This window comes from Acidimicrobiales bacterium (genome assembly GCA_035533595.1).
Classification (GTDB): Bacteria; Actinomycetota; Acidimicrobiia; order Acidimicrobiales; family Bog-793; genus DATLTN01.
Window position 1 is genome coordinate 1 of sequence record DATLTN010000034.1, and the last position, 11,724, is coordinate 11,724.

General features: G+C 71.0%; 9 protein-coding genes. 5 read left to right on the forward strand and 4 right to left on the reverse strand.

Annotation, left to right across the window (positions count from 1 at the left end):
* The coding region (gene idi / locus VNF07_06890) for an isopentenyl-diphosphate Delta-isomerase (protein ID HVB05952.1) at positions 1-325 on the reverse strand (325 nt) is incomplete at its 3' end.
* A gap of 180 nt (positions 326-505) precedes the next feature.
* Here idi and VNF07_06895 point away from each other — a divergent pair.
* The 5 genes from VNF07_06895 (at position 506) to VNF07_06915 (ending at position 5,000) form a co-directional block, all read left to right on the forward strand.
* A complete protein-coding gene (locus tag VNF07_06895) occupies positions 506-1,798 on the forward strand; it encodes a diguanylate cyclase (protein ID HVB05953.1) in 1,293 nt (430 codons plus the stop codon).
* 202 nt (positions 1,799-2,000) lie between these two features.
* Positions 2,001-3,002: a glutamine synthetase GlnII gene (gene glnII / locus VNF07_06900; GenBank protein HVB05954.1), complete on the forward strand. Its 1,002-nt coding sequence runs from the start codon at positions 2,001-2,003 to the stop codon at positions 3,000-3,002.
* A gap of 103 nt (positions 3,003-3,105) precedes the next feature.
* On the forward strand, positions 3,106-3,936 hold the full coding sequence (locus VNF07_06905) for a fumarylacetoacetate hydrolase family protein (protein ID HVB05955.1): 831 nt from the start codon (positions 3,106-3,108) through the stop codon (positions 3,934-3,936).
* Positions 3,937-3,976: 40 nt separating this feature from the next.
* Positions 3,977-4,726, forward strand: a complete 750-nt coding sequence (locus tag VNF07_06910; protein HVB05956.1) for a dienelactone hydrolase family protein — start codon at positions 3,977-3,979, stop codon at positions 4,724-4,726.
* 13 nt (positions 4,727-4,739) lie between these two features.
* Complete coding sequence (locus VNF07_06915) at positions 4,740-5,000, forward strand: DUF6295 family protein (protein ID HVB05957.1); 261 nt, start codon at positions 4,740-4,742, stop codon at positions 4,998-5,000.
* Between the two features lie 65 nt (positions 5,001-5,065).
* On the opposite strand, the gene VNF07_06920 is transcribed toward VNF07_06915, so the two are convergent.
* The 3 genes from VNF07_06920 to VNF07_06930 all read right to left on the reverse strand — a co-directional run.
* On the reverse strand, positions 5,066-8,410 hold the full coding sequence (locus tag VNF07_06920; GenBank protein ID HVB05958.1) for a protease pro-enzyme activation domain-containing protein: 3,345 nt from the start codon (positions 8,408-8,410) through the stop codon (positions 5,066-5,068).
* A gap of 23 nt (positions 8,411-8,433) precedes the next feature.
* Positions 8,434-9,456, reverse strand: coding sequence for a sortase (locus tag VNF07_06925; GenBank protein ID HVB05959.1), 1,023 nt, complete (start codon positions 9,454-9,456; stop codon positions 8,434-8,436).
* The coding region (locus VNF07_06930) for an Ig-like domain repeat protein (protein ID HVB05960.1) at positions 9,453-11,724 on the reverse strand (2,272 nt) is incomplete at its 5' end. The genes VNF07_06930 and VNF07_06925, both read right to left, overlap by 4 nt.

Consider the following 11,724-nt stretch of genomic DNA (forward strand, 5'->3'; position numbering starts at 1 on the left):
GGTCGCTCGCCCGATAGGTGAACGAGCCCGCCTCGGCGAGCGGGACGCGCACGCCGAGCTCCTCCTCGACGCGCGCCGCCGCCGCCGAGGCGAGCGCCTCGCCCGGAGCGGGGTGGCTGCAGCAGGCGTTCGCCCACACCCCCGCGAAGTGGTACTTCCCCGCCGCGCGGCGCTGCAGGAGGGTCGCGCCGTCGGCTCGGAAGAGGAAGACCGAGAAGGCGAGGTGCAGGTGGCCGGGTGGCTCGTGGGCGGCGAGCTTCGGTGCGGTCCCGAGGACCGCGCCCTCGGGGCCGACCAGTAAGACCGTGTCGCGGAGCTGCGCCATCGCCGCCTCGGGGCTCTCGGGTGTGCTGCCGCCGCAGGCTATCGGTGGGGCATCGAGAGGGCACCGTACTTAAGCGAACTACCACAGAACGTGGCAGTACCACCACGCACCGTGCTCATCTGAGCGGACCTGACGCTACGCTGCACCCAGTCGGCGCCAGTCGGCACTCTTCGAGGGGTCATGATCGAACCGCAAGCTGGAGAGCCGACCGACGGGCCCCTCGGCAGCGGGGAGGCCTACGGCGGGCTCTCGCCCGGGCTCTTCGAGCGCCTGCGCGGCGAGCTGAGCGAGTCGGTCGCCGTCGTCGACGCCGAGGGGAGGGTGCGCTCGCTCCTCGGGCCCCCCTCCGGAGCGGTCGGCATCGGCCAGGTCGTCGGCCGCCACATCTTCGAGTACTGCGCCCCCGACGACCTGCCTCGCGCCCTCGAGCTCGCGGTCGAGGCCCTCGGCTCCTCGCCGGGGTGGGAGACGACCTGGAACGTCCCGTTGCGCTGTGGCGACGGCACGGTGCGCGCCTTTGAGATCCGCGTCGCCAACCATCAGGACGACCCCGAGATCGACGGCTTCATCCTCCGCCTGCGCGAGCTCCCCCGCCGCGCCGAGGCGACGAACCCGCTGTTCGCGAGCGAGCTCGGTCGCGAGCTCGAGTCGCTCGCCGGGGCGATGCCGCTCCCGATCCTGCTGATCGGCTCCGACGGGCGCCTCTACTACGCGAACGACGCGGCCCGTGAGATGTGCGCCGCGCAGCTCGACGAGGTCTTCGCCTCCGGGATCGGCGCGCTCGCGGACGGCGAGGAGCGCCGACAGCTCGAGGAGGCGGTGGAGGCGCTCCGTCACCAGCCGGGCGAGCGCTCGCTCATCTTCCGTCAGCGTGCGACCGGCGAGCTGCGCGTCGTCGAAGCCCAGATCAGCGGCCTCGGCAAGGGCGAGCGGGTGCTCGCGCTCGTCGTCACGCTCGTCGACATCACCGCGCGCCACCTCACCGAGTCCGAGCTGCGCCGCCGCGCGATCTCGGACCCGCTCACCGGGTTGTTGAACCGCTCCGAGATCGAGGAGTCGCTGTGCCGCCGGCTCGCCACGCCGGGTCGACCGGTCGGGGTCTGCTACATCGACCTCGACGGCTTCAAGCTCGTGAACGACACCCACGGCCACGAGGTCGGGGACGAGTTCCTCGTCGCGATCGCCGACGCGATCAGCGGTGAGCTCTCCCCCGCCGACGAGGTCGGCCGCTTCGGCGGCGACGAGTTCGTGATCGCCGCCGAGGTCGAGGAAGCGGGCGCGCTCGAGGCGCTCGCAGGGCGGGTCGCGGCCGCCGTGGCCCGACGGGCGAGCGCGCTCGGCTTCGCCGTCACCGCCAGCATCGGTACCAGCGTGCACCTCCCCGGCGACACCCCCCGCGACCTCATCCGGCGCGCCGACCGCGCGATGTACGAGGAGAAGCGCCTGCGGCGGATCGCCGCGGATGCCCTCTGAGCTGCTCGTGCTGGCGCCGCTGAGACCAGTGAGGCGCACGTTTACCCAGCGTTAACAAACCAGTTACGGGTGGGAAACGGACTCCTGCAAGGCTCTCTGCCCGTAGTGGGCGGGGCGACCGCCGGCTCGGACGATCGACGGGAGTGATGGGGCTCCTCTCGTGAGTCATCCTGTGACGATCAACCCCGTGAGGAGTAGTTAGGTGAGCTACCAGGCTGAGTACATCTGGATCGACGGTACCGAGCCGACCGCGATGCTGCGCTGCAAGACCAAGGTCCTCGCCGACGGCAAGGAGCCCCCCATCTGGGGCTTCGACGGCTCGAGCACGAACCAGGCCCCCGGCAGCAACTCCGACTGCGTCCTCCAGCCCGTGTTCGTCGTCCCCGACCCGCTCCGCGGCGGCAACAACATCCTCGTCCTCTGCGAGGTGCTGCTCACCGACTTCACGCCGCACGCGACGAACACCCGCGCCAAGTGCGTCGAGGTCGCCGAGCGCTACGCCGACCAGGAGCCGATGTTCGGGATCGAACAGGAGTACACCTTCTTCAAGGACGGCCGCCCCCTCGGCTGGCCCGAGGTCGGCTACCCGGCCCCGCAGGGCCCCTACTACTGCGGCGTCGGCGGCCAGTACATGGTCGGGCGCGAGATCGTCGAGCGCCACACCGCCGCCTGCATCGAGGCGGGTCTCGGCATCGAGGGCACCAACGCCGAGGTGATGAAGGGGCAGTGGGAGTTCCAGATCGGAATCCTCGCCCCGCCGGCGATCGGCGACCACCTCTGGATCGCGCGCTGGCTGCTGCTGCGCATCGCCGAGGACTACGGGGTGCAGGCGAGCTTCGCGGCCAAGCCGATCCCCGGCGACTGGAACGGCGCCGGCGCGCACACGAACTTCTCGACCAAGGCGATGCGCGAGGGATACGACCCGATCATCGCCGCCTGCGAGGCGATCGGGAAGCGCGTCGACGAGCACATCGAGAACTACGGCTACGGCCTGAAGGACCGCCTCACCGGTGCCCACGAGACCGCCCACTGGAGCGAGTTCTCCTACGGCGCCTCCGACCGTGGCGCCTCGATCCGGATCCCGTGGCAGGTCGAGCGGGACAAGAAGGGCTACCTCGAGGACCGTCGCCCGAACGCGAACGTCGACCCCTACGTCGTCTCGCGCCTCATCACCGAGACGGTCTGCAGCGCGGCGGCCGGCTGAGCCGCCCCCGCTAGCCGTCTCGCGACGAGCCCCCCTGCCGCTTTGGGCAGGGGGGCTCGCGCACTCCTAGCATCGCCACCACCGAGGCGAGCAGGAGGTAGCGATGCAACTGGCGACGATCAGGGCGGCGGACGGGACGCGGGCGGTGCGGCGGGAGGGTGACGACCTCGTGCTCCTGAAGGCGCCGAGCGTGAAGGAGCTCCTCGAGGCCGACTCGCTCGAGGCCGCGGCGCACGACGAGGCCGGGGGCTCGGTGGCGCTCGCGGCGGCGGACTTCGCGCCGCTCATCCCCCGCCCCGAGAAGATCCTCTGCGTCGGCCTCAACTACCGGAGCCACATCCTCGAGACCGGCAACCAGCTCCCTGACTACCCGACCTTCTTCGCCAAGTTCTCGCGCGCGCTGATCGGCGCGCAGGACGACATCGTGCTCCCGCACGTCGCGACGGGCCCTGACTGGGAGGTCGAGCTCGGCGTCGTCGTCGGGCGGGCGGTCCGCCACGCCGGCCTCGAGGAGGCGCGCGCCGCGATCGCCGGTTACACGATCGTGAACGACATCACGATGCGCGACTGGCAGCGGCGCACGCTGCAGTGGCTGCAGGGCAAGACCTTCGAGCAGACGACGCCGGTCGGGCCCTTCCTCGTCACCGGCGACGAGGTCGGCGACGCCCTCGACCTCGAGGTGCGCTGCGAGGTCGAGGGCGAGGTGATGCAGCAGGACCGCACCTCCGAGCTCGTCTTCGGGCCGGCCGAGTGCGTCGCCTACGCGAGCGACATCATCACCTTGGAGCCCGGCGACCTCATCTCCACCGGCACCACCGGCGGGGTCGGCTGGGCGCGCACCCCCCCGGTCTTCCTGAAGGCCGGCCAGCAGGTGCGCACCGTGGTCGAGGGCCTCGGGGAGTGCGTCAACACCTGCGTCGACGAGGAGCGCTGAGCGACAGCGAGCGCGCCGCGGGCGCGGAAAGCGAGGAACGGTGCTGGAGTACGAGGGGCAGATCGCGGAGGGCATGCGGTACGCGGGCGACAAGGGTGACCTCGTCGACGCCTACTACGCCCGCCCGCTCGGAGAGGGCCCTTTCCCCGGGGTCGTCGTCATCCACCACAATCCCGGCTGGGACGAGGCGACCAAGGAGATCACCCGCAAGTTCGCGCACCACGGCTCTGCGGCGATCGCCCCGCACCTGTTCACGCGGGAAGGCAGGGGGACGACCAACCCCGAGGACGCCTCGGCGGCGGCGCGCGCCGCGGGCGGCGTCCCCGATGCGCAGGTACTCGGCGACATCGACGCCGCGGTCGCCCTGCTGCGGGCCCAGCCCTACTGCAACGGCCTGGTCGGCGCGATCGGTTACTGCTCCGGCGGCCGCCAGAGCTACCTCGTCGCCTGCAAACTCGCCGTTGACGCCGTCGTCGACTGTTACGGCGGCTCGGTCGTCGCAATCGGCGACGTGAACCCCGCACGCCCGCCGGTGATCGACGAGACGTCGGGGATCAGCTGCCCGCTGCTGCTGCTCTTCGGCGAGGAGGACCGTAACCCCTCCCCCGAGCACCGCGAGCTCACGGAGGCCGCGCTGAAGGCGGCGGGGAAGGACTACACCGCCCACAGCTACCCCGATGCCGGCCACGGCTTCTTCTCCGTCGATGTCCCCGGCTACCGGGTGGCAGCGGCGACCGACGGCTGGGAGCGGATCTTCACTTTCTTCGGCCAGCACCTCGGGCGGTCCTGAGATGTGCACCTGGGTGACGATGTCCACCGAGGTCGCCGGCAGTGGCAAGGGACCCGAGGGGCGCTGGATCAACCTCACCGACGCCCACGTCTACTTCGACCACCCGCAGCACTCGGTGATGAACCACGCACTGATCGTCGACTTCGTCGACACCGCTGCGGGACCGGGCGCGCGCCTCGCTGTCGAGCTGAACACCGAGTCGGCCCGGCGGCTGGTCGGTGCCATCGAGGCGGCGCTCGCCGCCGTCGAGCCGGAGGTCCTCGAGGACTGCTGAGCACCAGAGCGCCCACGACCCCGAAGGGCCGTGGGGCGCTCAACCGCCCGGTCGCCGGGGCCGGACTACTTCTTCTTGGTGCAGACCTGCACGGTCACGACCCGCTTGGTCACGACGGGGACCGGCTTCCCGCCCTTCAGCACGGTCTGGCGGAACGGGACGGTGCGCTTCTGCGGGGTGCACTTCTCGTTCTTCGGAGTCTTCGGGGCCTTCTTCCGGACGAAGGTGCAGACCTGCACGGTCACGACCCGCTTGGTCACGACGGAGACCGGCTTCCCGCCCTTCAGCACGGTCTGGCGGAGCGAGACGGTGCGCCTCTGCGGGGTGCACTTCTCGTTCTTCGGAGTCTTCGGGGCCTTCTTCAGGACGAAGCGCGTCGACGAGCTCGCCGCTGTGTAGTTCTCGTCGCCGGAATAGCGCGCGGCGACCGCGTAGGTGCCCGCGGCGAGGGTCTTGCGCGTCACACAGCGCGTAACGAACCCCACGGTGAAGCTGCACAAGGTCTTGCCCCGGGCGCTGAAGGTGACGGTCCCGGTGGCGTCGCTCGCCAGCCCGGCGGCGACGAGGGTGATGGCCTTGCCGGTGGCACTCGTGCCGGGGATGGACTCGCTCACGAGGTGCGTCGTCACCGACGTCAGCGTGAAGCCCGTCGTCGCGCTCGCCGACGTGAAGTTGCCGTCACCGGAGTAGGAGGCGGTGACGGGGTAGCTGCCCGCCGCGAGCGTGCTCGCCGTCGAGCAGCTCGACGCGCTCGTCACCTGGTACGAGCAGAGCGTGGTCGAGCCGCTCGTCATCGTCACCGTGCCGGTCGCGCTCGACGCAAGGCCGCCTGCGAAGAGCGTGACGGCCTGGCCGTGCGCCGCGTTGGCGGGGCTCGCCACCGCCGCGAAGCTCGGCGCGGGGTTGCTCGAGACCGTGAACGACGTCGTCGCGGTCGCCGCCAGGAAGGGCGCGCCGGCGGCGGGGGCGTAGGACGCGGTGACCCCGTAGTTTCCGGCGCCGAGCGAGATCGGGCTCGTGCAGCCGTTCGCCGCCCCGATCAGGTAGGAACAGAGCGTCGAGCCATTGGCGCTGAAGGTCACGGTCCCGCTCGCGTCGCTCGGCAACGAGGAGACGGTGAGCACGGTCGCCGAGCCGTAGCTGATCGACGACGGCGTCGCCGCCGCACCCATCGCCGGCGCGCCGGCGGTCGGCGAGAAGACGACGGTCGTCGAGGGGATGAGGGCGCGCTCAACGACCATCTGCAGCGTCGCGTTGGAAGTTTGCTCGTCGAGCTCGGGGATGACCACCGTCGCCGAGCAGGCGCTCGGGGCGGAGATCGGGGTCGTGCAGGTGACGTTGGAGGCGGGCAGGTAGGCGGTAGTGATCCCCGCTCCGGCGATCCGCACCTCGTCGGCGCCCGCTATCGCGAGGAAGTTCGAGCCGCGGACGGTGACCGTGGTGCCCTGGGCGTCCGAACCGCTCGTGGGCGAGACGCTCGCGAGGTTGGGGATCGGGGCCCGCGAGCCCTGCAGCGCGGCGAGCATGCAGACCGACGCCGCGAAGCCGGGCACCGCGTTGCTGCGGGCGGCGACCGGCGACCCGAGGCCAGTGGCCGTGTCGTAGCCGACCGTCGCGAGGTAACCGCCGTTGCTCCCGGTGGTGATGTCGTTGAAGCTGTCCGACCACAGGCTCGAGCCGTTCACGTCCGCTGTGCCGAGCAGCCCGTACAGAGATCCCGAGAGGCCCCCGACGCTGTTCGGCGAGGGGTCGTAGTAACTGCAGTACGAGGAGGTCGTCGTGAGCGCCATGACGGCTGCCCACAAAGGAGCCGAGGCGGACGTGCCCCCGAGACCGATCCAGCCGTTGTAGTACATCGCATAGCCGACGGGGGCGGCGTTTGCCGAGACATCCGGTACCTCGCGGCAGGCCGTCGAGCAGTTCGCGGGGTTCTGGAGCACGGTGGGCTGGTTCGCCGGGACCTGGCCGCCGAAGGAGGCGGAGGGGACGTAGGAGTCAAAGCCGCCACCTCCGGCCTTGGCGGGGGAGGTCTGGTTCCAGGCGCTCTCGGTCCAGCTGGCGGCGGGATAGGTGAGCGACGTGCCACCGACCCCGACCACGTTGTCCTGGTCCGCCGGGTCGTCGACCCCGAGCGTCGCGCCGCCACAGTCGTCTGCCCCGTTGTCGCCGCTCGCTGCGAAGACGGTCTGGTTCTGGGTCTGGGCCTCGGCGAACAGCACCTGCTCGGCCGAGAGCAGCGCCGGCGCGGTGTTCGCCTCGCACTGCCCCCACGAGGTCGTGATGACGCTCGGGCGCGCGCTCCCCGTCGGCGCCCCAGCCGCCCCGCAGCCCGGCGTCCACGAACCGGAGGTGCCGGTGGGTGTCGTCCCGGAGCCGGTGATTGCTGCGAGATAGGCGCAGTACAGGTTCGAGACGGAGTCGGGCGTCTCGGTGTAGACGTCGATCGTGGCCTGGGGTGCGAGGCCCATCACCTGCTCGATGTCGAGGGCGACCTCGTCGTCCTGAGAGGCCAGGATCGGGTTGGGCGAGCCCCCGTCGCTCGAGGTTGACGCGTAGTAGTTCACCGTCGGGGCGATCCCATAACAGACCTCGTAGTGCGCGAGATCGGTCGCGAGGCGGCCGTAGGTGCCCGCTTCGATGACGCCGATCGTCGCCCCTGCGCCGAAGTCCCCCTGGCTGTAGAGGGGGTCCAGGCCGTACGCGGCCGCCACCTGGTCGGCGGTGTAGCCGACGGACATCCCGCTGCACAGCGGCGTCGGCGCTGCGGCGACCGCCGGATGGGCCGCGGCGGTGGCCGGGAGCGCAGAGGTCCGTACGGCGGACTGCACCGGCAGGGCGAGGTCGTCGAGGCCGAGGATGCCCTGCACGCTGGCGCCTCCGACGACCGGGATGCTCGGCGTCTCGGTGGGGCCGAAGGCGGTGCGACCGCTACGGAGGCGGAAGTTGGAGAGCGAGGTGTGGAAGGCCCGCTCCACGGCCGCGACCGTCCCGGCGACGGGGATGCTCAGACGGTTCGCGGCGGCCGCGCCGACACTGAGGCCCGTCGCTGCAAGGGAGCGCTGCATCGAGCGGACGACCGAGAGCGGCGGGGCGAAGCGCGCGGCGAACTGCTCGGGGGTGAGGAATCGGTGATAGCTGGCGGAGTGTGGATCACCGACGGCGCGGGCGTAGGACATCACCGCAGCGGTGCTCGACGGCTTCAGGGCGACCTCGAGCTGGAGGCGGCGGGAGGCGGCGAGCGGCCCGAGCCGGACCGCACCGGACGGGACCTTGGCTAACGAGCTCGGCAGCAGTACTCGCCCGGCGGATGCCGGGACCGCGCTCGCGACGAGGAACGCGCCGCTCATGAAGGTGCCCGCCGCGACCAGCGCGGCTGTGGCGACAACGGAGATACGCCGTGCGCCGCTCATCGGCCTCGAGCCTCTGCGGCCCATCAGCTGATCCTTCCCAGGTGGAGGGCGTTGTGGTCGACCACGACGGTCGCCGAGGCCGAGGGCGAGGCGATGGTGATCGACGTCGGGGTGGTGCCGTGCACGGTGATGGTGATGTTCGCTGCGCCGGGGCCGAAGCTCGGCCAGCTCGAGGGCATCGCCACCCCGGGCGCGACAGCCCTCCACCACCCCGCGTTGCGGGCCCGTGCCGCCTTCTCGGCGCCGAAGAACACCGTGAGCGCATCCGCCTCCACGTCAAGGGGGGCCGGGCCCTCGATCCAGTTCGCCTTCGGGCTCCCGCTGAAGAGCATCACCCCGAGGACGAGCTGGTTCTGACTGAGCGAGAGCCCCTGCGCGGCGAGGGCCGGCGGCACTGGGACGTTGAGCTTCAGGGCTCCCTGCAGCCGCGGCAGCGTCTGCGGGCCGACCTTGCTCGACACCAGCTCGGTCGACACGACGAAGCGCTTCGGTGTCCACCAAAGCGCGTTGGTCGGGTAGCAGGTGACAAGGGCCAGGCCCGCGTCGTTTACGGGGGCGTGTACAACCGCGCCGGGCGCGCTCACCGCTGCCGAAAGCACCTTGAACTCGGCTCGCTCGCAACGCGTGATCCACACGACCGTGGCGCCGGCGCGGATGTGGCCGAGTTGCGCGAAGTAGCTCACGTCGTGCGCCTCGACCATCGCCTCGCCAGGGGCTCCCGGCCAGGGGGCCCCGGTAACGTGACCGACGGCGACGTTCAGGACGTTGTCGCCCAGCCCGTCGAGCACCGGGGCGACGAGGCCGAGGCTCGGGACCTCGAGGATTCCGGGGGCGTTGACCGGCTTCGCGGCGCTCCACGGGCTCGTCGGGCAGCTCGAGCTGGCCGTGAGGACGCTCGCGTCGGCGGCGGCGAGCAGTGCTGCGCCACCGGTCGTCGCACGGTGGTTCCACCACAGCGGGTAGCCGACGCCCAGTACCCCGACCACCAGCAGCGCCGCGCCGAGGCCGAGCGCGAGCAAGCGCCGCACCGCCGAACGGAGCCTCATCGTCGGACCCTGCGCCGCCCGAGGCCGAGCAGCGCGCCGCCCGCCAGGAGGACCATCGAGACCAGCAGCCAGTACAGGCTCCCCGACCAGGGCTCACCGGTGTGCGTGGCGGGGATCATCGTCGCACTGGTCCCGACGCGGATCGTGATCCTCGCCACGTTCGAGACCGCCTTGTTGGCGTCGGTCGCGGTGTAGGTGAAGCTCACGATGCCGTGGGTCGAGGGGTAGGGGTAGAAGGAGAGCCGTCCGGACCTGCTGAAGGTCCAGCTGCCGACGTGCCGCGAGGGCCCGGACTTGAGGGTGTAGACGAAGGGCGCCCTGCCCTGTGCGGGCGGGACGGTGACGGCGACGGTGTGCCCGGGGGTCGTCGACGCGCTCGTGTCGAAGGCTGTCGGCTTCACCAGCACCGAGATGAGCGCCGTGGCCGAGAGGTTCCCCGCGCCGTCGATCACCTTGTACTGGCAGTTGGCCGTCCCGGAGTACCTGGGGGACCGGTAGAACGCCAGCGCGCCGCTGGAGGTGATCGCGCACACTCCCTCGCTCGCCGGAGGCTGCTCGGTGATCACATAGGTGAACGGGCCGACCCCCTGGGGCGTGGGCAGCTGTCCGACACCACCACCGCCGCTGGGGACGACACCGGTCGTCGAGATGGCGAGTGGGATGACCGTGATGGTCACCACCGCGGGCGGGGAGACCACGCCGTTGATGGTCATCGTGTACGAGCAGGTGGTGATGCCTGAGTAGCCCGCGGCGGGGGTGAAGATCACCGCGCCGCTGGAGGTCACCGCGCAGACCCCTTGGCTGGTCGGTGGCTGGGTGGTGATGGTGATGCGGCCCGAAGTACCCGGGAGGGCGACCGTGACGGGCTGGCCGACGGGCGTGGTCCCGGCCTCGGGGGGCGCGGTCGGGGTGAGGGTGAAGCTCGTCTGCGCGGAGGCCGGGGCGTCATTGGCGTCACCGCCGTAGAGCGCGGTGACGGGATAGGCGCCTGCTGCGAGCGAGCTCGACGTGAGGCAACTGAAGGCCGACCCAAGGGTGTAGCTACACAGCGTTGAGCCGCCGGAGGTGAAGGTGATCGTCCCTGTCGCGCTCGACGGGAGACCGGTCGCAGCGAGCAGGACGGTCGTGCCGACGGGCGAGCTGGCCGGGGTGGCGATCGCGTTCAGGCTCGACTGAATCTGGTTCACGGTGAACGAGTTGGTGGCGGTCGACGCCGCGTAGTTGGCGTCCCCGGAGTAGCTCGCGAGGTACGGGTAGTTCGCGGTCGGGAGCACCGGGGTCGAGCAGCTCGATGAACTCTGCGCGTTATACGAGCAGAGGAACGCGCCCCCCGGAGACGTGCCCTCGGTGAAGGTGACCGTCCCCACGGGTGACGGAGACGGGGCTCCGCCTCCGACGAGCGAGATCGTCGCTGCCAGCTGGTCGGGGTTGCCGTAGGTGACGCTCGCAGGGGTAGGCCTCGTCGAGAGCTGGGTGGCGAGCGCCGAGACGGTGAGCTGGGTCCCTGCGGAGGTCATCACGGGCGCCCAGTTCGAGTCGCCGTTGTAGCGGGCGTAGATCGGGTACGAGCCAGCCGCAGAGTAGGTCGTGGAACAGGTCGCCTGGCCCGCGGTGCCCACCGAGGTGCTGACCACCCCATCGCCCGATCCGCTGCAGGTGAGCGCAGCGGCACCGGCGAGGGGGTTGCCGTTGAAGAAGGTGACGGTGCCCCCGTCCGGCGTCCCCTGCACCTTGGCGACGATCTGGCCGCTCGGGGCCACCATGGTGAGACCGGTGGGGACCGACAGGATCGAGATCGAGTCGGCGGTGAGCGGCGCGGCTGTGCTGGTGGACGGGGTGTAGCTCGCGTCGCCGTTGTACTTCGCGTAGAGCTGGAAGGTGCCGGCGGTCGCGAACGACGTGGTGCACGTCGCCTGCGAGGGCGCGTGCGCCGTGGTGACTGTCCCGTCACCGCTCCCGGTGCAGGTGATCGTCGTGCCGGTCGTCGCCGGGTTGCCGTTGTAGAAGGTGACGCTGCCGCCGTCCACCGGGCCCGAGACGGTCGCGACGAGCTGTCCCGACTGATTCACGGTGAGCGGTGTCGGGTCGAACGTGATGGCCGTGGTCGTCGGGTTCGCGGTGCTCACGACGACGTTCGAACCCGAAGAGGTGGTGGCCTGGGCGTACAGCGGCGTGCCGCCCGTGTCGGTGTACTTCGCGTAGATCGGATAGGTCCCCGTCGAGGAGAAGCTGGTGGTGCAGGTGGCCGTGCCCGTCGAGGTGCTGACG